Annotated in this window: 17 protein-coding genes; 9 read left to right on the top strand and 8 right to left on the bottom strand. The window is 73.4% G+C overall.

Translation table 11 applies throughout. The annotated features are described in order from the left end of the window. Positions 1–18 precede the first annotated feature (18 nt). Together DS079_RS11630 and DS079_RS11625 are read left to right on the top strand one after the other, a co-directional pair. Entirely contained in the window at positions 19–1,176 is a 1,158-nt protein-coding gene (locus DS079_RS11630) for a DUF1611 domain-containing protein (protein WP_126987910.1), read from the top strand. Further along, the gene (locus DS079_RS11625) at positions 1,166–2,893 is read left to right on the top strand and encodes an ABC transporter transmembrane domain-containing protein (protein ID WP_126987908.1); all 1,728 of its coding nucleotides are present in this window, start codon (positions 1,166–1,168) and stop codon (positions 2,891–2,893) included. The genes DS079_RS11630 and DS079_RS11625 overlap by 11 nt, the downstream gene beginning before the upstream one ends. Positions 2,894–3,027: 134 nt before the next feature. Here DS079_RS11625 and DS079_RS11620 read toward each other — a convergent pair whose 3' ends face one another. From DS079_RS11620 to DS079_RS11605, 4 genes are all read right to left on the bottom strand, one after another. Beyond that, positions 3,028–3,639, bottom strand: coding sequence for a hypothetical protein (locus tag DS079_RS11620; protein WP_126987906.1), 612 nt, complete (start codon positions 3,637–3,639; stop codon positions 3,028–3,030). A gap of 252 nt (positions 3,640–3,891) precedes the next feature. Continuing rightward, on the bottom strand, positions 3,892–4,581 hold the full coding sequence (locus tag DS079_RS11615) for a response regulator transcription factor (protein ID WP_126987903.1): 690 nt from the start codon (positions 4,579–4,581) through the stop codon (positions 3,892–3,894). Continuing rightward, entirely contained in the window at positions 4,578–6,356 is a 1,779-nt protein-coding gene (locus tag DS079_RS11610; protein WP_126987901.1) for a sensor histidine kinase, read from the bottom strand. Before DS079_RS11610 ends, DS079_RS11615 begins: the two co-directional genes overlap by 4 nt. 291 nt (positions 6,357–6,647) lie before the next feature. Continuing rightward, on the bottom strand, positions 6,648–10,214 hold the full coding sequence (locus DS079_RS11605) for an efflux RND transporter permease subunit (RefSeq protein WP_206516166.1): 3,567 nt from the start codon (positions 10,212–10,214) through the stop codon (positions 6,648–6,650). Between the two features lie 169 nt (positions 10,215–10,383). On the opposite strand from DS079_RS11605, the gene DS079_RS11600 reads away from it, so the two are divergent. Beyond that, positions 10,384–11,859 (top strand): MATE family efflux transporter, encoded by a 1,476-nt coding sequence (locus DS079_RS11600; RefSeq protein ID WP_164736231.1) that lies wholly within the window; start codon positions 10,384–10,386, stop codon positions 11,857–11,859. A gap of 166 nt (positions 11,860–12,025) precedes the next feature. Here DS079_RS11600 and DS079_RS11595 read toward each other — a convergent pair whose 3' ends face one another. The 4 genes from DS079_RS11595 to DS079_RS11580 form a co-directional block, all read right to left on the bottom strand. Further along, entirely contained in the window at positions 12,026–13,243 is a 1,218-nt protein-coding gene (locus tag DS079_RS11595; RefSeq protein ID WP_126987899.1) for a glycine C-acetyltransferase, read from the bottom strand. A 218-nt stretch (positions 13,244–13,461) separates the two neighbouring features. Further along, positions 13,462–14,529 (bottom strand): L-threonine 3-dehydrogenase, encoded by a 1,068-nt coding sequence (tdh, locus tag DS079_RS11590; protein WP_126987897.1) that lies wholly within the window; start codon positions 14,527–14,529, stop codon positions 13,462–13,464. 252 nt (positions 14,530–14,781) lie between these two features. Further along, a complete protein-coding gene (locus DS079_RS11585; protein WP_126987895.1) occupies positions 14,782–15,717 on the bottom strand; it encodes a PHP domain-containing protein in 936 nt (311 codons plus the stop codon). Positions 15,718–15,748: 31 nt separating this feature from the next. Beyond that, positions 15,749–16,873: an O-antigen ligase family protein gene (locus DS079_RS11580; protein ID WP_126987893.1), complete on the bottom strand. Its 1,125-nt coding sequence runs from the start codon at positions 16,871–16,873 to the stop codon at positions 15,749–15,751. Between the two features lie 195 nt (positions 16,874–17,068). Here DS079_RS11580 and DS079_RS11575 point away from each other — a divergent pair, with 195 nt between their 5' ends. The 6 genes from DS079_RS11575 to DS079_RS11550 all read left to right on the top strand — a co-directional run bounded on the left by DS079_RS11575 (position 17,069) and on the right by DS079_RS11550 (position 24,250). Next, positions 17,069–18,556: a tyrosine-protein kinase domain-containing protein gene (locus DS079_RS11575; RefSeq protein WP_126987891.1), complete on the top strand. Its 1,488-nt coding sequence runs from the start codon at positions 17,069–17,071 to the stop codon at positions 18,554–18,556. Continuing rightward, complete coding sequence (locus tag DS079_RS11570; protein WP_126987890.1) at positions 18,553–19,620, top strand: polysaccharide pyruvyl transferase family protein; 1,068 nt, start codon at positions 18,553–18,555, stop codon at positions 19,618–19,620. Before DS079_RS11575 ends, DS079_RS11570 begins: the two co-directional genes overlap by 4 nt. Next, positions 19,613–20,887: a lipopolysaccharide biosynthesis protein gene (locus DS079_RS11565; RefSeq protein WP_126987888.1), complete on the top strand. Its 1,275-nt coding sequence runs from the start codon at positions 19,613–19,615 to the stop codon at positions 20,885–20,887. Before DS079_RS11570 ends, DS079_RS11565 begins: the two co-directional genes overlap by 8 nt. Beyond that, positions 20,874–21,764, top strand: coding sequence for a glycosyltransferase family 2 protein (locus tag DS079_RS11560; RefSeq protein WP_126987886.1), 891 nt, complete (start codon positions 20,874–20,876; stop codon positions 21,762–21,764). Before DS079_RS11565 ends, DS079_RS11560 begins: the two co-directional genes overlap by 14 nt. 153 nt (positions 21,765–21,917) lie before the next feature. After that, positions 21,918–23,678 (top strand): tyrosine-protein kinase domain-containing protein, encoded by a 1,761-nt coding sequence (locus tag DS079_RS11555; RefSeq protein ID WP_126987884.1) that lies wholly within the window; start codon positions 21,918–21,920, stop codon positions 23,676–23,678. Continuing rightward, on the top strand, positions 23,675–24,250 hold the full coding sequence (locus DS079_RS11550) for an arsenate reductase/protein-tyrosine-phosphatase family protein (protein ID WP_126987882.1): 576 nt from the start codon (positions 23,675–23,677) through the stop codon (positions 24,248–24,250). Before DS079_RS11555 ends, DS079_RS11550 begins: the two co-directional genes overlap by 4 nt. The last annotated feature ends 197 nt before the right edge of the window (positions 24,251–24,447 follow it).

Genomic DNA, 24,447 nt, shown 5'->3' with positions numbered 1-24,447 from the left:
CCACCGAGGAGCCCCGAGATGACGATCCTGCACCCCGAGACCACCGCCGCGCCGCTCACCGCCACGAGCTCCGCAAGGGCGCCGCAGGACGTGCGCTCCCGCATCGAGCGCGCCAAGCACGCCTTCTCCACCCGCACCGTCGGCGCCCACCTGCGCCGCGCCCGCGAGGTCGAGCTGATCACCGGCGAGCACGTCCCGCAGCCCGGCGAGGTGCTGCTCGCCCGGGTGACGAAGGTCGGCCACCACAAGCGTCTGGAGAGCCCCGTCTCCCGCCGCCAGATCCTCTTCCCCGGCGACGAGATCGTCGTCGCCTACGGCAGCCGCTACGCCGCCGACCAGTTCCTCGCGATGGTCCCCGCGGACCTCGGCCCCGCCCATCTCGCGGCCGCCGGCGGTCTGGCCTCCCGTGTGCTCGAGCAGCACTCCGGCGTCGGCTCCCCCACAGAGATCGAGCCGATCGGCGTGATCCGCGACGAGCACGGCCCCCTCACCCTCACCCGCACCGCCCCCCACCAGGTGCTGCGCTCGATCACCGCGCGCACCGACCGTCCCGCCCATCACGTCCCCGTGATCGCCGTGCTCGGCACCTCGATGAACTCCGGGAAGTCGACGGTGCTGGCCCATCTCGCGCACGGCCTCGCCGCGGCCGGGCTGCGCGTGGCCGCCGGGAAGGCGACCGGCACCGGCGCGGGCAACGACTACAACCTCTTCCTCGACGCGGGCGCGCACCGCGTCCTGGACTTCACCGACTTCGGCTACTCCTCCACCTTCCAGGTCGACGTCGAGGAGGTGCGCGACCTGTTCCTGTCGATGGCCGACGAGCTCGCCGGCGGCGCCGCCCGTCCCGACGTGGTGCTGCTGGAGATCGCCGACGGCGTCTACCAGGGCGAGACCGCGCGCCTGCTCGCCGACCCCGAGGTCGGAGCGGTCGTGGACCGGGTCGTGTTCGCGGCCGGCGACGCGCTCGGTGCCGTCGGCGGCGTCGCGGCGCTCGCGGACCTGGGCCGGACCCCGTCGGTCGTCTCCGGCGTGGTGACCAGCTCGCCGCTCGCGACCGCGGAGGCGCGCCGCGCCCTGGACGTGCCCGTGGCCGGCACCTTCGACCTCACCGAGGCGGAGGTGGCGCGCGGTCTGGTCGAGGACCTGCTGAAGGAGCGCCTCGCCGATGCGTCGTGACCGCGAGCCGGAGCTGCAGGCGAACGGCCTGCTGAAGAACCCTCCCCCGCTGCCCCCGCTGATGCGGGGACGGCGCCGGCTGTGGCTCGCCGGGCTGGTGCTGCTGGGGTTCGGGCAGGCGGCTCTCGGCGCGCTGTCCGCCTGGGCGCTGGTGACCATGCAGGGCGCACCGGCGGGCATGTCCCCGATCCTGCTGCGGGCCCTGCTGCTGCTGGTGCTGACCGCGCTGGCGATCGGGGCGCTTACCGTGCACCAGCGCGTGCTCGCCGAGAAGCTCGGCCAGGACTACGTCCACCAGCTGCGACTGACCCTGCTGGGCGATGCGCTCACCCCCGGGCACTCGACCTCGCTCGGCGTGACCGTCGCCCGCACCACCAACGACCTCTCCGGGGTGCGCAACTGGGTCACCCAGGGCATCGCCCCGCTGACGGTCGGGGTGCCGCTGATCCTGGGCAGCCTCGGCACCCTCGTCGTGCTGCATCCGCTGCTCGCTCTCGCGATGGCGATGCCACTGGTGGTGCTCGGGCTGTGCCTGCTGGTGTGGGCGCGGACCGCGCTGATCAAGACCCGCCGCATGCGCCGAACCCGCGGCCGCCTCGCCTCTCGCATCGCCGACACCGTCACCGCCTCCGAGGGGATCCTCGCCGCGGGCGGGTCGAAGCGGGAGCTGCGCAACCTGCGCGAGGCCTCCGGGAACCTGGTGGAGATCGCGGTGGACCGGGCCGAGACCGTCGGCACCCTCCGCGCCGGCGGCGTGGTCGCCTCGACGCTGACCACCCTGCTGGTGGCCGCGGCCGGGATCTACCTGGGCCAGTCCCCGGGCGTGACCATGGCGGCGATGGCCGTCGCCGGGATCGCCTCCTCGCCGGTGCTGGAGATCGGGAGGATCGTCGAGTACCGCCAGACCCACCTCGCGGCCCGCATGGTGCTGGGCCCGGCGCTGGCCGGTGCCGAGCAGCGCCGCCGCCGTGCCGAGGAGCGCCGCCGGCTCTCCGCCGAGGTCCAGGCGCCGCATCCGGTCGGGTCCGGGGACGCGCCGGTGCACCTGCACCTGCCAGGTCTCACCGCGGGCGACTCCCCGCTCGTGGCCGGGCCCCGGGACCGGGTGCGCCTGGTCTCCGAGGACCCGCGCTCCCCGCAGGAGCTGCTGCGCCGGGTGCTGGAGCTCTCCCCCGGCCCCGAGCTCGCCGCGCCGGACTCGGTGTGGGTCGACGGGCAGAACCTGCGTGCTCTCGGCCCGAAGCGGGTGCGGCGCCTGGTGGGCCATGCCGCCTCCGGCACCGTGTTCGAGCGCGGCACCGTGGGCCGGGCGCTGCACTACCGACGCCCCGACCTCGACGCCGCCCACGACCAGGAGATGCTGGACCTGGTGGGGCTGGACGTCGACTCCCTCCCCCGCGTGGGTCGCACCCCGCTGCGCCGCGGCGGCGAGCCGCTGGACCGCTCGGACCGGGCCCGTCTCGCACTCGCCCGCGCGATGTACGGCACCCCGCCGCTGCTGCTGATCGACGGCCTCGAGGGCGACCTCGACGACGACGGCCGGCGCATGCTGGACCGGGTGCTGAGCTCCTATCCGGGCGTGGTGGTGATGGCCGGCTCCGGGCAGCTCGCGCAGCTGCTGGGCGCGCGGGAGCACCGGCTGCACGCCCTGCAGGCAGGGACGATGCCGCAGCACGAGACGGTGGGCGGCCGCCCCGACGGCGAGGACGACGACTGAGGGGACGACGAGAACCCCGAGGCCACCGCAGGAGAGAGCCCGGACGGCGCCATTGCCGTCCGGGCTCGATCTGTGCGGGGACTGCGCCTGTGGGGCGGGCTCAGCCGTCCGCCGTGGGGCGGCGCCGGCCCGGGTCAGTCGTCGTCCTCGCCGTCATCGTCATCGTCATCATCATCCTCGTCATCATCGTCGCCGCCGTCGTCGTCGCACTCGAGCTCGCCGTCGTCCCACTCGCAGACGCCGGAGGGACGCTGCGGAGGCGCCGGTGCGGGCTTCGCGGGCGCGGGCCTCGAGCCCTCCGAGGAGGACCCGCCCGACGAGGAGCCGCCGGAGGACGAGCCGCCGGTCGAGGGGTTCCCGTCGGCCGGGGCGGCGGGCGCCGGGGCCGGAGCGGGCGCCGGGGCGGGTTCGGGCGAGGGCTCGGACTCGATCGCGCCGATGCCGGTGTCGGAGTGGATCCCGCCCACGGGCTGCTCGGTCGCGCTCGGGCGCGGCAGCGCCACGGCGGCGCCGTCGGCCGACGGATCCGCGCCCGCGGCGGCCGGGTCGGTCCCGTCGGCGGAGCGGGGCTCCTCCCCGCCGGCGCCACCGCCGGCGCGTGCGTCGCCGCCGGCATCGGAGGCGTCGCCGATCGTGATCCCGGCCCGCTCCTGCGGGCCCTCCTCCTCGACCGAGGGCAGCACGGCGAGCGCGGCCGCGGCGAGCGCGACGGACACGATGATCCCGGTGGTGCGAAGAGCCTTCATGTCGGCGAGGCTCCCAGCACGCGATGAGACCCCTGTGAAGGGTCGATGAGAGGACTCTCATGAACCCACTCCGTGGGCCGTGGCCTGCGGCGACGCGCCGTCGAGGGGGGCGGCCGGCGAGAGGCGCGGCCGGACCGCGGACGCGGCCGGAGAGGCGCGGCCGGAGAACGGGTGCGGTCTGCGGGGGCGCGGCCGACGGGGCTTCGACCCGCGAGGGCTCGGCCGGCGGGGGCGCTCAGGCGGCGGGGGCGCTCAGGCGGCGGGGTCGACCATCTTGTAGCCCGCTCCGCGCACGGTCACCAGGCGGGGCGGGCCGAGCTTGCCGCGCAGGTAGCCGACGTACACGTCCACCACGTTCGAGGCGCCGTCGTAGTCGTAGCCCCACACCTTCGACAGCAGCAGGTCCCGGGTGAGGACCTGGTTCGGGTTCTCCAGGAACACGCGAGCCATGGTGAACTCGCGCGAGGACAGCTCCACCTCGCGCGGGGCGCCGTCGACGGTGCACTTGGCGATACGGCTGCGCAGGTCCAGGGACAGGTCCCCGAGGGTGAGCACGTCGGCGCTGACGGCGCCGGCGCCGGCGGTCGCCTCCCGGGCGCGCAGCTTCACCCGCGCCAGCAGCTCCTCGAAGCGGAAGGGCTTGGCGATGTAGTCGTTCGCGCCGCTCTCGAGCCCCTGCACCGTGTCCTCCACGCCGGTGCGGGCGGTGACCATCAGGATCGGGATCTGCACGTCCATGTCGCGCAGCGCCTTCAGCACCTGGAAGCCGTCCATGCGCGGCAGGCCCACGTCGAGGATCAGCAGGTCGAACTCCCCTCCGGAGGCGAGGTCCAGCGCGGCGATGCCGTCCTCCACCACGGTGGTCGCGTAGCCGTTGGCCTTCAGGCCCCGCTCCATGAAGCGCGCGATCCGCGCCTCGTCCTCGGCGATGAGGATCCTCATCCCTGCTCCCTCCGGGGTGGCTCGTCGGTCTCGTCGTCGGAGCGGTACGTCGCCCGCGTCCCAGTATGACCGCTCCCGGGCTCCGCACCCTCGCCGACAGCCCTGGGGGCCTCGGCGCTGAACTGCGGGAACACGATCGTGAAGGTCGATCCCCTGCCGAGCTGGGAGAGCAGCCGCACCGCCCCGGCGTGGCCCTCCGCGATCGCCTGCACGATCGGCAGGCCCAGCCCGGAGCCGGCGCCGCGCGCGCCCTCGGCCCGGGCGAAGCGCTCGAAGACGCGCTGCTGGTCCTCCTCGTCGATGCCCACGCCCTCGTCGCGCACGCTGACGTGGATCTCCGGCCCCTCGGGCCCGAGCACCTGGTCCACGCCGAACCAGATCCGGCTCCCGTCGTCGCTGTAGCGCACCGCGTTCGCGGCGAGCTGCACGACCGCCTGGGTGAGGCGCTGCTCGTCGGCCTCGGCGACCACGTCGGCCGTGCCCTCGAGGATCCACTCCCGCTCCCCGATGTGCTCGATGCGGGCGAAGGCGGAGCGGGCGAAGGAGGCGAGGTCCACCGGGCGGAGCTTCACGTAGTCGGGGCGGCTGGAGGCGGCGAGCTCGGAGAGGTCCCCGACCACGCGGCCCATCCGGTCCAGCTCCTCCATCGCGATCTGATGCGACTCGACGACGTCGTCGGGATCCTGCACGTCGGTGGTCTCCAGCGTGCCGCGCACGATGGTGAGCGGGGTGCGCAGCTCGTGGCCGACGTCGCTCATGAAGCGGCGCTGCTCGGCGAAGCCCTCCTGGATCCGCTCGAGCATGCGGTTGAAGTTCTGGGCGAGCGCGGAGATGTCGTCCCCGCCGTCCGGGACCTGCACCCGGTGCTCGAGATCCGTGACCGTGACCTGCTCGGTCGCACCGCGAAGGTCCACCAGCGGCCGCAGCAGACGCCCGGTGACGACATAGCCCACCCAGCCGGCCAGCAGCAGCACCAGCACGGACATCCCCGAGAACAGCGCCACGCTCTGCCACAGCTCGCGTCGCTGCGCGCCGATGTCGTTGGCGACCACGAACACGCCCTGCTGCTCGTCGCCGGCCACCGAGACCGACGCGATCAGCACGCGCAGGTCCCGGCCGTGGGCTTCCATCGGCACGATCACCGTCCTGTCCGGCACCTGCGCGTCGAGGATCTCGGCCAGAACCATCTCGGACTCGGCCGTGACCGCGGCGGCGTCCGCGTGCGAGGCGTCCTCGGGCGGCTCGGGCAGCAGCGCGAAGTCCTGCTGGCGGGGCTGGTAGCGCGGCTCCCCGTCGATCAGGGCGATCACCGACTCGTGGTCGGAGGGAGCGGCGGAGTCGGTGGCGTTGACCAGCACGCTGTCGACCGTGGTGTGGATCGTCTCGCCCTCCGCGTCGGTGGAGTTCGCGATCAGGGACAGCTCGCTGTGCTCCTGCCACAGCTCGGCCTCGACCCGCTGGTCCAGGGCCCGGAACTGCGCGGCGAAGGTGAGCACCCCCGTGACGGCGAGGCCGCCGGCGATGAAGGCGAGGAGGGTGGACAGGACGCGGGTGCGGACCGTCCAGCGGCGGGGACTGCGCCGGATGCGGGGACGCGAGGAGCCGCGCGAGGTGCGGGGACGGCGCGTGGTGCCGGAGCGGCGCGAGGAGCGGGGGCGGGCGGAGGCGCCGGACCGGGGTTCGGTGCCGGGCCGAGGTCCCGTGCCGGGGCGAGACTCTGCGTCAGGGCGGGGCGAGGTGCGGGGGCCGCTGGGGCGGGTCTCGTCGGCCACCATGTGCTCCTCCCGCTCGTGCTCCGATTCCCACCCGGTCCCGGAGCGGGACGGCGCAGGGCCATGGTCGACCGATGGCGTATACCGCACCACTATGCCAATAACGGCATAGAGGTACGACATGCGCCATCACCTGACCATCCCGGACCGACGAGGCCGGCGGGACGGTGGGAAGGGACAGGCAGGCAGCGGCCGGACCGCGCCGGGGCGGACCGCGCCGGGCAGAGCGGGCCGGACGGGAAGGGGCCGGGCGACGCGTTGGTCGCCCGGCCCCTCGTGGGTCCGCCCCGTGGATCAGTCGCGGCCGAGGCGCCGCTTCACGATCCCGACGATCCCGCCGCGCTCCTTGATCGACCGGCCCCCGCCACCCCGGCCGTCGGCCCCGGTGGCGGAGCTCCCGCGCAGGTCGGGACGCCGCTGGGCGAGGTCCCGCTGCTGCTCGGTGGGCGTCGCACGACGGCTCGTCGCGCGACGGCCGTGTGCGGCGGAGGCGTCGCCGCCCGTCGCGGCTCCGCCGACGGTCTCGCTCTCGGCGAGGTGGTCCACCGGCGCGTCGCCCTCGGCCTCGCGCCGCTCGGCCTCCGCACGGCGGGAGCGGCCGCCCCGGCGCTCCGCGATCCGGGCCTCCTCCTTCAGCCGGCGCCGCTCCCCCGGGCCCTCCGCCATCCGGTACAGCACCGGCACGATCACGAGGGTGAGCAGTGTCGAGGAGATCAGACCGCCGATGACCACCACGGCCAGCGGCTGGGCGATGAACCCGCCGTTGCCGGTGATCCCCAGCGCCATCGGGATCAGCGCGAAGATCGTCGCCGCCGCGGTCATCAGGATCGGGCGCAGACGCTTGGAGGCGCCGAGGTGCAGCGCCTCGTCCAGAGCCATCCCGTGGCGTCGGTACTGGTTGACCAGGTCGATCAGCACGATCGCGTTGGTGACCACGATGCCCACCAGCATCAGCAGGCCGATCATCGAGGGCAGCCCCAGCGGCACGCGGGTGATGACCAGCAGGCCCAGCGAGCCGATCGCCGCGAAGGGGATCGAGACCAGCAGGATCAGCGGCTGGATCAGGGACTTGAAGATCCACACCAGCAGCACGTACACCAGCAGGATCGCGGCGACCATGGCGATGCCGAGCTGTCCGAAGGTCTCGTCGATGTCCGCGGCGGTGCCGCCCACGGTCGCCTCGACGCCCTCGGGCAGGTCCGCCGCGGCGATCGCGTCGTTCGCGGCGCGGGTCGCGATACCCACGTCCTCACCGGCCGGCGTCACCGAGACGGTCACCGTCTCGAGCCCGTCCTGGGTCGAGATGGAGGGGCGGGAGAGCTCCTCGTCGACCGAGGCGACGTCCGTCAGCGGGATCGAGCCCATCAGCTCGAGGTCCTGCAGCTGCGCGAAGGTGTCCACGCTCTCGCCGCCCTCGACGTAGATGTCCAGCTCGTCGTCCTCGAGGGTGATCGTGCCGATCGCCCCGGGGAACATCTGCTGGGCGACCAGGCCGACCACGGCCTCCTCGGTCAGCCCCATCCGCGCCGCGGCCTCACGGTCCACGGTCACCACGGCCGTCGGCTGGTCGCCCTCGAGGTCCGTGGCGACCTCGGAGACGCCCTCGGGCACCGGGTCGAGCTCGGCCAGGATCGCGTCGTTCGCGGCCTGACGGTCCTCCGCGGTGGGGCCGGTGATCATGATGTCCACCGAGTTCGAGCCGGTGGGCGAGGCGACGTCGGCCGCCTCGACCTCGCCGGGCTCGGGCAGGGCCTCGAGCGCCGCGACCATCTCGTCGCTCAGCGCCTCCTGGTCCGCGTCGGCATCGGTGGTGATGGAGAAGCTGACCTCGTTCTCGCCGCCGCCGCCGCCCATTCCGAACTGGCCGCCGCCGATGGTGGTCTGCACGGTCTCGACCCCGTCGATCTCCAGCAGCGCGTCCTCCGACTCGGCCGCCTTGTCGGAGGCCTGCTGGAGGTTGGTGCCGGCCGGGAGGGTCTGGGTGATCGAGGCGATGTTCTGCCCCGTGTCGCCCAGGAAGCTGACGTTGACCAGCGGGATCAGCAGCACGGTGCCGATCAGCACGATCACCGCGCCGCCGAGGGTGAGCAGGCGGCGGGGCAGCGTGTCCAGCGTCGCCCGCAGCACGGGGGCGTAGAGGCGGTGCAGCCAGGTGCCCTCCTCCTTCGCCTCGGCGTCCTCGCGGATCGCCGCGACCTGCGCCGCGTCGTCGGGGTCGATGTCCTCGTGGCCCTTCGGGGGCTTCAGGAACCAGTATGCGAGCACCGGCACGATCGTCAGCGCCACCAGCAGTGAGGACAGCATCGCGATGCCGACGGTGAGGGCGAAGGGCCGGAACAGCTCCCCGGCCATGCCCGCGACCACGGCGATCGGCAGGAACACCACGACGGTGGCGAGGGTGGAGGCGGTGATTGCGCCGGCGACCTCGCCGACCGCGTCGAGGATCGCGCGGCGCTTGGTCTTGCCGTAGGCGAGGTGGCGCATGATGTTCTCGATCACCACGATCGAGTCGTCCACCACGCGGCCGATGGAGATCGTCAGCGCCGCCAGGGTCAGCATGTTCAGCGTGTACCCGGTGACGTACATGCCGATGAACGCGATCAGCAGCGAGGTCGGGATCGAGATCGCGGTGACCACGGTGGGCCGCACCCGGCGCAGGAACAGCAGGATCACGCCGACGGCGAAGAGCAGGCCCAGCAGGCCCTCCTCGGCCAGCGCCAGGATCGACTCCTGGATGAAGGGGGCCTGGTCGAAGACGACGTCGGCCTGGGCGTCGCCGCCGACGCCCGCGAGGGTGTCGTCCAGGACGCTCTCGACGTCCCCGGAGATGTCCACGACGTTGCCGTCGACGGTCGCGGTCACCATCACCACGAGCGACTCGCGGCCGTTGGTGCGCGAGACGGAGGTGGGGTCCTGGGTGGTCTGCTCGACGGTGGCGACCTCGCCGAGGGTGACCGGCTCGGCGGGCTCGCCCGGGGCGGTGCCGGGCTGGGTCTGCTGCCCGTCGGCCCCCTGCGCGCCCTGCTGGTCGGCGCCCTGCTGGCCGCCCGCGGCCTGACCGTCGGCGCCCTGCTGGCCGGCGCCCTGCGCGTCGTCGCCGCCGGAGCCGGAGGCGCCGTCGGACGGCATCAGCACGATCCCCTCGAGGCTCTCGAGGCTGTCGAGGCTCTGCCCGAGCACGACGTCCATCGTGCGGTCCCCGTCGGTGACGGAGCCACCGGGCAGGGACAGGCCGCTCGCGTCCAGGGCGGTGGAGATGTCGTCCTCGGTCAGGCCGTTCTCGGCGAGCGCGGCCTCGTCCGGGGTGATGCGCACGATCTGCTCGGGCGCGCCGATCACCGCGACGGAGGAGACCCCGCCGATGCGCTCGAGCTCGGGGGTCACCGAGGCGTCCAGGCGGGAGGCGAGGTCGGAGGGGTCCAGGCGGGAGGAGACCGACAGCACCACGGCGGGCAGGTCGCTGGTGCCGCCGGAGATGACCTGCGGGTCCGCGTCCGAGGGGAGCTGCTCCTCGATGCGGCTCAGCGCCGCGTCGACCTGGTTCGAGGAGCGGGCCACGTCGGTGCCGTAGGTGAGCTCGACGGTGACCATCGACAGCCCCGCCTGGGAGGTCGAGGAGGTGGCCTCGACGTTCTCCAGCCCCTGCAGCGACTGCTCGACGGGGCTCGTGATCCGGTCCCTGACCTGCTCGGACGAGGATCCGGGTGCGGTGGTCATCACCTGGATCTGCGGCAGGGAGACCGAGGGGATCAGCTCCTGGCGCATGGTGGTCATGATGAACGCGCCGATGATCGACACGGCGATGCACACCAGGGCGATGAAGGACCTGTTGTTCAGGCTCAGGCGGGCGAGGCGATTCATCCTGCTCCTCGGGAAGGCGGTCCGACGGGGGTGGGTCCCGCCGACCGGCGGGGCGTGGGCCCCGTCGCCGCGCCGGGGGCGCAGGGCGGAGTGCTCCGCAGGAACTGTCTCATGTGCACCTGTGACCCCGGCACCGACGATGGTCGGGTGCTCGTCGCACAATGGTGGGGTGCCCACCCCTTCCTCTTCTCCCGACGAGCCCGACGAGCTGAGGGACGGCGGACTCTCGGGGCCGACGGCCGGAGACCGCGAGGAGCGGACGGGCGGCGACCGCGAGGAGCCGACGGTCGAGCCGCGGGAAGCGCCGATCGCCGAGCCGCACGAGGAGCGGGCGCGGTGCACCGTCGACCGCGACATCCTGCGCCTGGCGATCCCGAGCCTCGGCGCGCTCGTGGCCGAGCCGCTGTTCGTCCTGGCCGACTCCGCGTTCATCGCCCGCGTCTCGACGACCTCGCTCGCGGGCCTGGGCCTCGCCTCGACCGTGCTCACCACCGTCGTGGGCCTGGCCGTGTTCCTCGCATACTCCACCACCGCCGCGGTCGCCCGCTCCTTCGGCGCCGGCCGACGCCGCGAGGCGATCTCCCGCGGGATCGACGCCTGCTGGCTCGCCCTGCTCGTCGGCGCCGCCGCAGCGCTCGTGCTGCTGGTGGCCGGAGAGGCGCTGCTGGCCCTGTTCGGCCCCTCCCCCGAGGTGCTCGCCGAGGCGACGATCTACCTGCGCATCAGCGCCCTCGGCCTGCCCGCCATGCTCGCCGTGCAGGCCGCGACGGGTCTGGTGCGCGGACTGCAGGACGCGACGCTGCCGCTGGCGGTCGCCGTCGGCGGCGCGATCGTGAACATCCCGCTGAACGCGCTGCTGATCTTCGGGCTGGACCTCGGCATCGCCGGCTCCGCGATCGGCACGGTGATCGCCCAGTGGGGCATGGCGCTGGTGCTGCTGGCGGCGATCGTCCGTCGCGCCCGGCGCGAGGGGATCGGGCTGGGGCTGCAGCCGGCGAACCTCGTCGCCGTGGGCCGGGACGCCGTGCCGATGTTCGTGCGCACCCTGTCGCTGCGGGTGGTGGTGATCGCCTCGACCGTGGTCGCCACCGGGCTCGGGGACGTGCAGCTGGCCGCGCACCAGCTCACCACCACGGTGTTCACGGTGCTGTCCCTGGCGCTGGACTCCCTCGCGATCGCCGGCCAGGCCCTGACCGGGCGGTATCTCGGCGCCTCCGACCCGCGCACCGTCCACGCCGTGACGCGGCGGCTGATGGTGTGGGGCGTGGGCGGCGGCGCGGTCGTCGCGGTGCTGCTGCTGGCGGCCAGCTACGTGGTGCCCGAGCTGTTCACGCCCGATGTCGCTGTGCAGGAGAGCCTGCGCGCGGCGCTGTGGGTGCTGGTGATCACCCAGCCGATCGCCGGCTACGTGTTCGTGCTCGACGGGGTGCTGATGGGCGCCGGGGACGCGCCCTACCTGGCGAAGGTCGGCTCGCTCATCGCGGTGCTGGTCCTGCCCGGCGCGGTCGCGGTGGCGCTGTGGGCGCCGGGCGGCCCGCTGGGGCTCGCGCTGCTGTGGCTGGCCTGCAACTTCTTCTTCATGGTGCTGCGCGCGATCAGCCTCGGCCTGCGCGTGCGGACGGACGACTGGATGCGGCTGGGGTGACGAGACGCCACCCCTCCGGGCCGCGCATGATTCTGCGCTCCCTGCGTGACCTCAACGCCATATACGGGCTGAGGTCACGAAGGGAGCGCAGTTTCATTCGGCCCACCCGGCCGGACGTCCGCGGCCGAGCCCGAACCGCCGGTTCGGGGCCGCCGGCCTGCCGCCGTCAGCCGGCCTGCACGGCCTCGCGGGCGGCGACGAAGGCGCGCACGGCCGCCTCGATGTCTTCCTCGGTGTGCGCGGCGGAGAGCTGCACGCGGATGCGCGCCTGCCCCTTCGGCACCACCGGGTAGGAGAACGCGGTGACGTACACGCCCTGGTCGAGCATCGCGTCGGCGATCCGGGCGGCGAGCGCGGCGTCCCCGAACATGACCGGCACGATCGCGTGCTCGCCGTCGAGCAGCTCGAAGCCCTCCTCGCCCATCCGGGCGCGGAAGAGCTCGGCGTTGCGGAACAGGGTCGCGCGCAGCTCGGCGCTGCCCTCGACGAGCTGCAGCGCGGTGAGCGTCGCAGCGGTGATCGAGGGGGCCAGCGAGTTGGAGAACAGGTACGGGCGGCCCTTCTGGCGCAGCATCGCGACGATCTCGCGCCTGCCGGAGACGTAGCCGCCGCTCGCGCCGCCGAGCGCCTTGCCGAAGGTACCCGTGTAGATGTCCACGCGGTCGGAGACGCCGAAGTGCTCGGGGGTGCCGGCGCCGGTGGCGCCCATGAAGCCGACGGCGTGCGAGTCGTCGACCATGACCAGCGCGCCGAACTCGTCGGCGAGGTCGCAGATGCCGGGCAGCGGGGCGAGGTAGCCGTCCATCGAGAACACCCCGTCGGTGACGATGACGGTGCGCCTCGCGCCCCTGCCGTCGTGCAGCGCGGCGGCGGCCTCGAGCTGGGTGCGCAGGTCGTCGAGGTCGGCGTTGGCGTAGCGGAAGCGGGCGGCCTTGGACAGGCGGATCCCGTCGATGAGGGAGGCGTGGTTCAGGGCGTCGGAGATGATCGCGTCCTCCTTGCCGAACAGCGGCTCGAAGACGGCGCCGTTCGCGTCGAAGCAGGAGGAGAACAGGATCGTGTCCTCGGTGCGGAGGAAGGCGGACAGCGCCTGCTCGAGCTCGAGATGGAGGTCCTGGGTGCCGCAGATGAAGCGCACCGAGGCCATGCCGAAGCCGCGCTCGTCCAGGGCGCGCTTGGCGGAGGCGACGAGTCGCTCGTCGTCGGCGAGTCCCAGGTAGTTGTTGGCGCAGAAGTTCAGCACCTCGGCGCCGTCGCGGCCGACGGGACCGGCGGTGATGCGGCCGGACTGCGCTGTGGAGATGACGCGCTCGTGCTTGAAGGTGCCGGCCTGCTCGATCTCGTCGAGCTCGGCGGTCAGCTGGTCTTTGAGGTCGCTGTACATGGGTGTGGGTCCTTGGGGTCGGGAGCGGGGCTGGGGTGAGGTCGCGGGGGTGGGGGTGCATAGTTCTGCGTCCTGTGCGTGACCTCAGCGGCGTATGGGAGTCGAGGTCACGCAGGGAGCGCCGAATTGTGCGACGGGGTGGGGGGCGACGTAGGCATGGGCCGGCGCGGGGGTTGCAGGGCCGACGCCGGGGCTGCAGGGCCGGCGACCGGCCGAGGTCAGTCGGCGACGTCGCTCCAGTCCAGGAGCACCTTGCCGGCCTTCCCCTCGCGGGCGAGGGCGAAGCCGTCCTCCCAGTCCGCGGCGGGCAGCACGTGGGTGATGGTGCGCTCGATGGCGCTGCGCAGGGTGCGGGAGGTGGAGAGCATCGCGGACATCGCGTTCCAGGTCTCGTACATCTCGCGGCCGTAGATGCCCTGGAGGGTGAGCATGCGGGTGACGACCGCGGTCCAGTCGATCTCGAACTGCCGCGAGGGCAGGCCCAGCAGCGCGATCTTCCCGCCGTGGTTCATGTTCTCGATCATCTCCTGCAGGGCGCGGGCCTGGCCGGTGATCTCCAGGCCCACGTCGAAGCCCTCGCGCATGCCGAGCTGCCGCTGGGCGTCGAGCACGCGGGTGGTGGAGACGTCCAGGACGACGTCGGCGCCGCAGTCCTCCGCCATCGCGAGGCGCTCCGGGGAGATGTCGGTGATGGTGATGTAGCGGGCGCCGGCGTGGCGGGCCACGGCCGCGGCCATCTGGCCGATCGGGCCGGCGCCGGTGATCAGCACGTCCTCGCCCACCAGCGGGAACTTCAGTGCGGTGTGGACGGCGTTGCCCAGCGGGTCGAAGGCGGCGCCGAGTTCGGGGCTGATCAGCTCCTGCCCGCCCTCGTGCTCGTGGACCCACACGTTCTCGTGCGGGACGGTGACGTACTCGGCGAAGGCGCCCTCGCGCTGCACGCCGACGGAGCGGACGCGATTGCACATCTGGCGCCGTCCGGCGCGGCAGTTGCGGCAGGTCCCGCACACCACGTGCCCCTCGCCGGAGACGCGGTCGCCGACGCGCACGTCGTCGACCTGGGAGCCGACCTCGACGATCTCGCCGTAGAACTCGTGGCCGGGGGTGAAGGGGACGGTGTCGCACATCGCCTCCGCGGACGAGTCCCAGGCGAGGATGTGCAGGTCGGTGCCGCAGATCCCGGTGCGCAGCACGCGCACCTTCACGTCCCAGGGGCCGCAGTCGGGCTCGTCGACCCTCGTCCATTCCAGGCCCGCGCCGGGCGCGACCTTGCGCAGTGCGCGCATCAGACCTCCTCGTCCTGCTCCGCGCGGGAGCTGTGCGTGGCACGTCGATCGGGCGGGACGGGGGTGGGGCCCGCGGCGGGACGGCCGACGGTCCGGGGTGTGGACCGACGCGACGAGGATACGGTGCGAGTCGGAGAGGGCGAAGCCAGCGACGGTCCGCCGCGACGGCGACCGCGACGGGCCGCGGTCGCATCGAGGTCAGCAACCTTCGAGGTCACGACGGTCCCAGCGGCCCCGGCACTGCCCCCGGGGTCAGCGCCGCCAGAGCTCGCGTGGGTCGCGCCCTGGGTGGAAGCCCGCCCAGTCCGCCAGCGCCATCGCCTCGGGGAAGTTCGCGGCGAGGGCGAGCGGGGTGTGGGAGTCGCTGCCGAAGCTGATCGCCTCCCCGCCCTCCTCCGCCCACCACTGCGGGATCCAGGGGCGCAGACGGCGGGTGTTGATCTCGAGCGCGCGTCCGCTCGCGGCGATCGCGCGCATCGCGCCCCGGAGCTCCTCCTCGAGCGGGCGCGGGTCGAAGGGGCCCTCGACCTCCTCGGGCCAGTAGCGCACCGCGTAGTCGAGATGGGTGACGACCTCGTGCGGTCCCTCGCCGGCGACCTGCGCGGGCACCTCGGCGAGATAGTCGCGGATCACCTCGAGGGCGGGTTGCCGACGGAACAGCGTGTTCGGCTCGGCGCGGTGCTCCGGGCGCGGGGTCCGCGCCCCGTCGGCGGACTGCTCCTCGCCGGCGGTCTCCCCGTCGGCCGACGGACGCTCGAGCGGGACCGTGTGGAGGGAGCCGATGATGCGGTCGAAGGCGGAGAGGTCGAGCTGGGCGCGGGCGGCGTCGAGCCGCAGGCCCGGCTGGCCGAACTCGAGACCGGTGCCGATCCGCAGCTGCGGGAAGTCGGCGCGGCAGCGGTCGATCTCCTCGAGATAGCCGTCGACGTCGAAGCGCGGCACCGCGACCACGCCGTCCTCCCCCACCAGGTGCCGCTCATGGTCGGCGAAGTCCTCGAGGTCCGTGAACCAGGCGTCCTCGAGGTCGAGGTGCTCGGTGAAGAACAGCGCGGGCAGCCCGATCTCGACGGCCCGCGCGCAGGTCGCGCGCATGGTGCCGCGCGCGGCGGAGTCCGGGCCGCCGGTGTCCCAGGAGAACTCGCTGTGGACGTGGCTGTCGGCGGGGAGGCCGGCGGGAAGGGAGGTCATGGGGCCAGGGTGCCAGAGGCCGCGGGGCTCGTCAGCGGCCGGGCCGAGGTTCGGGACCGGGCGGAGTCCCGGCGCGGCGGACGGGACGCGCCCCCGCCCAGCCGATCACGATCCCGGCCAGAAGCACCACCATCGGGAACTCGTAGAGGTGGTCGATCATCGAGTGGACCGCCAGGGCGCTCCACGCGGCGACGCCGATCAGCGCTCGACCCCGCCCCCGCTGGGCGGCCAGGTTCATACCGGCGGCCAGCATCGCCCCGAAGAGGAACACGCCCACCGCGCCGAGCTCCGAGGCGACCTGGAGGACCGAGGAGTGGGCGGCGTACAGCAGCGGGTTGTACTCCGCGATGTCCGACCAGTCGGAGAACGCGCCGGGCCCGCCCCCGAGGACCGGGTGCTGCGCGAACAGGGTCAGCGCGTCCCGCCACAGCGCATGCCGCGCGCTGCTCAGCGACTGGGGTCCGGTCATCCAGGAGGGCCAGCGGCTGACGACTCCGAGCACCACCACGAGCAGCGCGGCGAGACCGACGGCGCCCAGGCCGAGGCCGACGATCGTGCGGCGGGAGAGGTGCAGGCGCCCCCAGGCGGCGAGCGCGGCGGCCAGCAGGACCACCGCGAGGGTGGCGAGGCCCGCCTTGGCGTTGGTCGCGAGCACGACGCCGAGCACGGCGATGCAGGCCCCGATCACCTGGACGAGCTGTCGGCGCCAGGCGATCTGCGCGCGGTCCCATCCCCCGAGGGCGACGTCGCCGGGGTCCCGGGTCCGCACCATCGGCGCCCCGCGCAGGCCCCGCACCCCGGCGCCCGCGCTGCCCTCGAGGATCAGCGCGCCGAGCGCCGCGAGCTGGACCCCCGCCGCGGCGAGGGCGTTCACGTAGGAGGGCGCGCCCAGCAGCAGCACCAACGCAGGAGCGACTACGAGGAGCGACACCACCAGGGGCAGCACCCCCCGCTTCGCGACATGGCCCAGCACCGCCCCCGCCACGAGCATCGGGGCGAAGGCGAGATACGGCCAGGACGTCGCGAGCACCTCGGCGGCACCGCCCTCGAGCCGGAAGCACGTCAGAGCGACGTACACCGTCCATGCCGCGGCCGCGATGAGGACGAACGTCTCCGCCGGGGGGAGCCGGGAGCTCTTCTCGGCATGCTCCTTCATCACGGTTCTCTGCACAGTGACCTCTCTCGGGCTCGGCGATGCCGGGGCTCGAGGAGCCCCTCCTGCATCAGTGGTCCGCCCGATCTACTCATCCACGGCGGGATGGGCTAGATTGAACGTGACCAGTATGTCCGATTTGAGCAGTTTGGGCCAGGGGGATCCTCGCCCGACCGCGCACCGGGAGCGGGGAGACCCATGACGATTCAGCGCTGCTTCGCGCTCGTGCAGGAGAGATGGCGCACCGCGCTGCTGGCCTCGCTGCTCGTGCTCGCGGCCGCCGCCGCGGCCATCTGGGTCCAGACCCCTGTCTACCAGGCCTCCTCGAGCGTGTTCGTGCGCACCGGGGCGTCCGGCGACGTGTTCGACCGCACGGAGGCCTCCGACTACGCGGTGCAGCGGATCACCACCTACGCCGATCTCGCCACCTCCCCGCTCGTGCTCGACCCCGTCATCGAGTCCCTCGATCTGCAGACCGACGCGGACTCGCTCGCCTCCGTGCTCACGGTCCAGATCCCCGAGGACTCCCTCCTGCTCACCATCTCTGCGGAGGACACGGACCCGGAGCAGGCGGCGCGCATCGCGAACCTCGTCGCGGCGAGCCTGAGGACCGAGGTGTCCGGGCTCGAGTCCGCCTCGGGGCCCTCCCCGATCCACCTGACGACCGTCGCGCCGGCGCTCCCCCCGGAGCACCCCGCACGCCCCGACCTGCCGCTCCTGCTCGGCCTCGCCCTGCTCGCCGCGATCGCGGCCGGGATCGCGGCCGCGCTCGTACGCGGCACCTTCGACGACCGGGTGCGGGACGCCCAGGACCTCACCGCGCTCACCGAGCGCCCGCTGCTCGCCTCGATCCCCGAGGCCCGCGCCGGGGAGCCGCCGTTCCTGCCGCTGGAGGACGTCGCCCCGCAGGGCCGACGCGCGGAGGCGCTCCGCGGGCTGCGCACGACGCTGCGCCACCTCGGGCTCGGCACCGAGCTGCGCACCCTGCTGGTGACCTCCGCCGTGCACGGCGAGGGCGCGACCAGCACCGCGCTCGACCTCGCCTCCACCCTCGCCCGCGAGGGGCACCGGACCCTGCTGATCGATGCGGACCTGCGCGGCACGTGGACGGACCACGGCCTCGGGCTCGGCCATCGCGACGGGCTCAGCACCGCGCTGCGGGGCGGGGCGGCCTGGACGGCGCTCGTCCAGCCCACGGCGCTCGAGGGCCTCTCCGTCCTCGCCGGCGGCCCCCGCCCGCAGAACCCCGGCGCGCTCCTGGACAGCTTCCGGATGACGACGCTGCTGCGCGACGCCGCGGACCGCTACGACATCGTGCTGATCGACACCCCGCCCGTCCTCGCGCTCAGCGACAGCACGACCCTCGCCCAGCAGGTGTCCGGGACGCTCCTGGTCGCCGGCAGCGGCAGGGTCCGCAGCGTCCAGCTCTCGATGGCCCTGCGGAAGCTTCAGCTCGTCGACGCGGACGCTCTGGGGATCGTCCTGAACCGCGTCCAGCGCGGCGACCTGGAGACCTACTACGAGCTGCCCCCGCAGGCGGCCGCCGCCGTCCCCGAACACGCCGTGGCGGCCGGTGCGGGGCCCCGCACCGGGCGGCGCCGACGCACCGTCCCGCTGGGGACCGACCTGCAGGGCACGAGCTCCGGGAGCGCCCGGAATGCCTCCACCACAAGGAGTGAAGCGTGAAGACCATCGCCGTCGTCGGCTATTTCGGCTGGGGGAACTTCGGTGACCAGCTGTTCCTCGACACCGTCCGTCGGCGTCGGGAGGAGCTGTGGCCGGGCTCCTCCGAGATCCTGGCCCTGACCAGCAGGGACCTCGGCCGCCATGCGACCGCGGGCCCCCTGGGCGCGCTCGTCCGCGCCGCACACTCCCTGCGGATCCTGCGCCGCGCGGACGTGCTCGCGTACTGCGGCGGCTCCGTGTTCACCGACGTGTCCGGGGTCGACGCGCTGCGCCGACGGCTCCGCCCCGCCCGTGTGCAGGCGCTCGGCGTCTCGGTGGGCCCGTTCGCCGACGAGCAGGCGCGGCAGGACGTGAGGCAGTACCTCGGCGAGTTCGAGCGGATCGTGGTCCGGGACGACTCCTGGACCCTCCTCCAGGAGGACCTCCCCCTCCTGCCCGAGCCGGTCGCCGGCCCGCCGGCGGGCATCGAGCAGGGCGGGGACCTCGCCGCGCTCAGCCCGCTGATCACCCGGGCGGCCGACGACGAGCGCTCCGGGCTGGTGGTGTGCCCCTCCGCGGCCGCCGACGCCGACGTGGAGCTGCTCGCCGAGCAGGTGCTCCAGGCGCGCCGCGCCATGCGGCTGCGCGGGCTGCCCGCTCCGGTGCGGATCCTGGCGCTGAACGGCCACCCCCGCAACGGGGACGAGCAGCTGGTCCGCGCGCTCGCCGCGGCGCTGCGCGATCAGGGCGTCGAGTGCACGACGAGCAGCTTCCTCGAGATCGGCCTCGAGGGCACCCTGGCGGCGCTCGGCTCGGCCTCCCTGGTGCTGAGCCAGCGCCTGCACGGGGCGATCGTCGCCTATCTCTCCGGCGGGAGGTTCCTGATGCTCGACCACCACGCCAAGTGCCGCGCGTTCGTCGAGGACGTCTCCGGCGATGCGGCCGTCTGCGTCCCGGTGGACGCGCCGGACCTCTCCGAGGCGCTCGAGGCGGCGCTCTCCCCCGAGAGGTCCCCGGTGCGGGCCCCGGAGGAGTACATCCGCCACGCTGAGCGCATCTACCTGGGGCAGATGGCCCATGCCTGAGACGCGCACCGCCCCCGCCGAGGCCCCGCCCGGCCGCTCACCCGGCCTTTTCGCCCGCGCCGGGAGCTTCCTGCTCGTCCTGGGCGGGACGATCGGCAGCGGGGTCTCCCACTGGTTCATCGTCTGGTTGATCGCGGCGACCTACGGCGCCGCGGGCCTCGGCGAGTACTCCGTGGTCCTGGCCGGCGCCACCCCGCTGTTCATCTTCCTGGGGCTGGGGCTGCGCAACGTCTACGTCTCCCTGGCCGGCTCCCCGCGCTGGGGGACGTTCCTGCGCTGGCGGGTGGGCGGGCTCGCCCTCGCCTTCGCGCTCCTGGCGGTGTACTGCCTGATCGCGGCGCCCTACTGGGGGATCTTCCTCGGCATGGCGGTGATGAAGGTGGCGGACGGCCTGTCCGAGCTGGCCCTCGCCCGCCTCCAGCGCCAGGGGCGCTTCACGGCGCTCGGCGCGCTCACCAGCGTCGGCGCGGTCGCCACTGTCGCCGCGATCTCCGTCGCCGCCTGGCTGTCGGCGCCCACCGGGGTGCTCCTGGCGTGCGTGGGCGGCGTCTCGCTGACGATGGGCCTGGTCGCCCTCGCCCTCTCGCGTCCGAGCCGGGCCTCGCTCGAGGCCGAGGAGGAGATCGGGGTGCGCCGCCTGCTGGCCGCCGCCCTGCCCATCACGGCCTCGACCGGGCTGATGAGCCTGGTCGCCTCGATCCCGGTGTGGTTCCTCGGGGCGCACACGAGCGCGCCGGAGGTCGGCCGCTTCACGGCCGCCGCCTATCTGATCGTCGCCGCGAACCTCCTCGGCGCCAGCGCGCAGACGATCCTGATCACCACCTACCGCCGCCATCTCGCCGACGAGGGGGCCGCCTCGCTGCTGCGCTCGATGGGGCGCCACACCCTGCTCCTGGGGACGGTCGCCGTCCCCGCGGTCGTGACCGTCGTGCTCCTCGGCGATCCGTTCCTGCGCCTGGTCTACGGCGATGCCTTCGGGGCGAGCCCGCTGGAGCTGCTCGCCTTCGGTGCGACCGCGGCGCTGTGCATCCTCGGCTATCTCAACTCCACCGTGCTGCTGGTCCTGAACTGGTACCGCAGCCAGCTCCTCACCACGATCGCGACCCTGGTGGGCGCGGCCCTCCCGCTCGCGCTCGCCACGATGATCGGCACCACGCAGTGGGTCCTGGTGGGGATCCTCTCCATGACCGGCGCCTATCTCGTCCGCTTCGTCACGGCACGACTCCTGCTGACCCCGCGAAGGGTGGTCTCCGATGTCCCTCACTGATCCGCACCCCGAGACCCGTCGACAGGGCGAGGAGCAGCCCGTCCCCGAGCTCTCCGTGAGCGTGGTGATCCCGCACTTCAACAGCACCGACACGATCGGGCGCGCCCTGGCATCGATCGCGGCGCAGACGCTGCTCCCGCTCGAGGTGGTCGTCGTCGACGACTGCTCGGCACCCGAGGAGCGCGAGATGCTGCGCGGCCTGGAGGAGGAGACGTTCCCGTTCCGGGTGCGGGTGCTGGAGCAGGAGCGGAACCAGGGTCCCGCGGCGGCCAGGAACCGCGGCTGGGAGGCGGCGCACGGCGAGTGGATCGCGTTCCTGGACAGCGACGACTCCTGGCATCCACGACGCCTCGAGCTGCAGGCGCGCGCGCTCACGCCCGCCACCCTGATGGCCAGCACGCATTCCCTGGTGCTCTCCGAGGACGACCCCTCCCCCGCCCCGCTGCCAGCGCGCGTGCCGGCGCCGGTGCGTCTCGGCATGGGCCACCACATCGTCAGCAACCCGCACACCACCTCCTCCGTGCTCCTGCGCCGCGACCTCCCGGTCCGCTTCACCCCCGGGCGGTTCTACGCCGAGGACTACGAGCTGTGGATCCGGGTCGCCGCCCTCGGCGACGTCCTCTCGGTGCCCGTTCCGCTGGCGTACTTCCACAAGGACCCCTTCGGCACGAGCGGCCTGTCCAGCAGGATCTGGAAGATGATCGCCGGCGAGCAGCGCACCTTCGTGCTGCTGCGGCGCGACGGCGTGCTCTCCCTGCCGCAGTTCCTCGCCGCGGAGGTGATCATGGTCGCCCGGATCGCCCGGCGCCTGGCGCTGCGTGCCGTGCGGGACCTCCCCGGCCGACTCGCCGGCCCTCGCCGCCCTCGATCGTCCTGAATCGGACATTCCGGACGAACCTACCCATATCGGGGCATTCTGGGGTAGATTCGGTCTCGGGGCGAGGGGCTCCACCGGGAGGCGAGCCGAGCCGGCCGCGCCGGTGCGCACCCCCAGCCACCCGAGCACATCGATTCGGACGAGGGGACTCCCGTGGAGCTGCAGCAGTACCTGACGATCCTGAAGGAGCGGTGGAGCACAGCCGCCATCGCGGCCGTGATCGTGCTGGCGGTCGTCAGCACTCTGACGCTCACGCGCACCCCGACCTACACCGCCACGAACCGAGTGTTCGTGCAGACCGAGGCGGGCGGCTCGGTCTCCGAGCGCAGCAGCGGCGTGAACTTCGCCAGCCAGCAGATCATCACCTACGCCGACCTCGCGAAGACGCCGATCGTGCTCGACCCGGTGATCGAGGAGCTCGGGCTGGATCTCACCGCCGACCAGCTCGCCGATCGCATCAGCACCCGGATCCCCGAGGACACGCTGATCATCGACATCACGGCCTCCTCGGTGGACCCGCAGGTCGCCTCTGCCATCGCGAACGCCACCTCGGAGAGCCTGCGCACGCAGGTCTCGACCCTCGAGGCGCCGACTCAGGAGGCGGCCGCGACGGGGACCACCGAGGACGGCTTCGAGGCCGTCCCCTCGACCGTCGAGCTCACCGTGATCTCCGCCGCCGCGACGCCGAGCTCCCCCGCGTCGCCGAACATCCCCCGTGACCTCGCGCTCGGCGTGCTGCTCGCGCTGCTCGCCGGGCTGGCGGCGGCCGTGGTGCGAGACTTCCTGGACAACCGGGTGCGTCGCCCCGCCGACATCGAGGCCCTGTACGACCTTCCGGTGATCGGATCGATCCCCTCGGTGCACTCCTCGCAGAACGTCGCGCTGATCGCCGCGCAGAAGCCCAGCAGCGTGCAGGCGGAGGCCTATCGCGAGCTGCGCACCAATCTCCACTTCATGCTCACCGCCGACAGGATGAACACCCTCCTGGTGACCTCCTCGCTCTCCGGCGAGGGCAAGTCGAGCACTGCGATCAACCTCGCCCAGGTGCTCGCCCAGGCCGGGGATCGTGTGCTCCTGGTCGACGCCGACCTGCGCCGTCCCTCCCTCGCCACGGAGCTCGGCCTCGAGCGGACCGTCGGCCTCACCACCGTGCTGATCGGCGATGTCGAGCTCGACGACGTCACCCAGCCGCTGGAGACGGCGGGCCTGGACGTCCTCACCTCGGGCCCCATCCCCCCGAACCCCAGCGAGCTGCTGGGCAGCGAGGCGATGCGCTCGCTGCTGGAGGCGGCGTCCGAGGCGTACGACTACGTGGTGGTCGACACCGCTCCCCTGCTCGCCGTGACCGATGCCGTGGCGCTCTCCCGCTTCGTCGACGGATCGCTGGTCGTCGCGCAGAGTGACCGGGTCAAGAAGCAGCAGCTCGGCGAGGCGCTCGCGAAGATGGACTCCGTCGACGCCCGAGTGCTCGGCGTGGTCGTGAACAACGCACCGCGGGACGTCCGCGACGTCTACACCTACCTCCCCGACGAGGAGTCCTCCGAGCCCGCGGTGAGCGTGGTGCCCGCCGAGGATCGTCCCGCGGAGGCGTGGCCCGAGGACGCCCGACCCTCGAGGTCGGCATCGTCCGAGCACCGGCACGAGGAGGCGCTGGAGGCCGAGGAGGCCACCGGCGACCGTCCGGAGGCCCTGCCGGCCGCCCGGGCCGCACGCCCGACCGCCATGCACGGCGGCCGCCCCGCCGCGCCGCGGCGCCGTGCGGTGCGCCGTCCCGAGGCCACGCGCCCCGACGGCACCGGGCCGGCCGACGCCGAACGCTCCTCCGGTGGCACCCACGAGGCCGACGTCCCGGCCGACGGCCCCACCCTGACCGTCTCCGGCGGCGCAGGTCGACAGGGGGCCAGGTCCGCATGACGACCGATTCGATCGATTCGATCCTCGTCGTCTGCACGGGGAACATCTGCCGCTCCCCCGTGGGCGAGGGGCTGCTGCGCCATCGCCTTGCTCCTCGGCGCATCGCCGTCAGCAGCGCAGGAACGCACGCCGTGGTGGGGCGCCGTCCGGTCCCGGAGGCGATCAGCACGGTGCTGGAGTCCACCGGCGAGGAGCTGCGCGGCAGGGGCACACAGCTCACCCTCGAGGCGGTCGAGGCCGCTGATCTCATCCTCACGATGAGCACGAGGCAGCGCGCCTCGGTCACCGCGCTCTCGCCCCGCGCGGTGCGCCGCACCTTCACGATGCTCGAGTTCGCGCGGATCACCGAGCTGCTCGGCGACGACGAGGTCCACGACTCGCTCGCCGATCTGGTCCGCGCCTGCGCCCCTCTCCGACGGCTCGCGAACGCGTCCCGGGCGGAGATGGACATCGCCGATCCCTACGGCGGCCCGCCGGCGGGATACGTGAAGAGCTTCGGCATGATCGCCGCCGCGGTGGACACCTCGGCCCGCGCGATCGGTCGAAGCCTCGAGGAGCCCCTGCCGAGCTGAGAGCAGCGTCGCTCTCCGCCCGGTGGGCGAGGGGACGAGGGGGCGTGCGCCGTTCAGGCGCATGCCCCCTCGTCAGTCCGTCGGCACGTGGAGCCGCTGCTCCGTCCCGCCGCCGGCCCGTCAGGCTGCCGCTCGGTCCCTCGGTCCGCCGGCCCGTCAGGCTGCCGCTCGGTCCGCCGGTCCGTCAGGCTGCCGCT

The organism is Brachybacterium paraconglomeratum (assembly GCF_003994255.1).
GTDB classification, from domain to species: domain Bacteria; phylum Actinomycetota; class Actinomycetes; order Actinomycetales; family Dermabacteraceae; genus Brachybacterium; species Brachybacterium conglomeratum.
Note: the sequence above shows the minus strand (reverse complement) of the source record. Positions and strands in the feature narration are given on the sequence as shown.

Bases quoted from the DNA above. Each gene is read 5' to 3' on its own strand.
- DS079_RS11630 (WP_126987910.1), top strand. From the start codon at position 19: ATGACGATCCTGCACCCCGAGACCACCGCCGCGCCGCTCACCGCCACG.
- DS079_RS11625 (WP_126987908.1), top strand. From the start codon at position 1,166: ATGCGTCGTGACCGCGAGCCGGAGCTGCAGGCGAACGGCCTGCTGAAG.
- DS079_RS11620 (WP_126987906.1), bottom strand. From the start codon at position 3,639: ATGAAGGCTCTTCGCACCACCGGGATCATCGTGTCCGTCGCGCTCGCC.
- DS079_RS11615 (WP_126987903.1), bottom strand. From the start codon at position 4,581: ATGAGGATCCTCATCGCCGAGGACGAGGCGCGGATCGCGCGCTTCATG.
- DS079_RS11610 (WP_126987901.1), bottom strand. From the start codon at position 6,356: ATGGTGGCCGACGAGACCCGCCCCAGCGGCCCCCGCACCTCGCCCCGC.
- DS079_RS11605 (WP_206516166.1), bottom strand. From the start codon at position 10,214: ATGAATCGCCTCGCCCGCCTGAGCCTGAACAACAGGTCCTTCATCGCC.
- DS079_RS11595 (WP_126987899.1), bottom strand. From the start codon at position 13,243: ATGTACAGCGACCTCAAAGACCAGCTGACCGCCGAGCTCGACGAGATC.
- tdh (WP_126987897.1), bottom strand. From the start codon at position 14,529: ATGCGCGCACTGCGCAAGGTCGCGCCCGGCGCGGGCCTGGAATGGACG.
- DS079_RS11585 (WP_126987895.1), bottom strand. From the start codon at position 15,717: ATGACCTCCCTTCCCGCCGGCCTCCCCGCCGACAGCCACGTCCACAGC.
- DS079_RS11580 (WP_126987893.1), bottom strand. From the start codon at position 16,873: ATGAAGGAGCATGCCGAGAAGAGCTCCCGGCTCCCCCCGGCGGAGACG.
- DS079_RS11575 (WP_126987891.1), top strand. From the start codon at position 17,069: ATGACGATTCAGCGCTGCTTCGCGCTCGTGCAGGAGAGATGGCGCACC.
- DS079_RS11565 (WP_126987888.1), top strand. From the start codon at position 19,613: ATGCCTGAGACGCGCACCGCCCCCGCCGAGGCCCCGCCCGGCCGCTCA.
- DS079_RS11560 (WP_126987886.1), top strand. From the start codon at position 20,874: ATGTCCCTCACTGATCCGCACCCCGAGACCCGTCGACAGGGCGAGGAG.
- DS079_RS11550 (WP_126987882.1), top strand. From the start codon at position 23,675: ATGACGACCGATTCGATCGATTCGATCCTCGTCGTCTGCACGGGGAAC.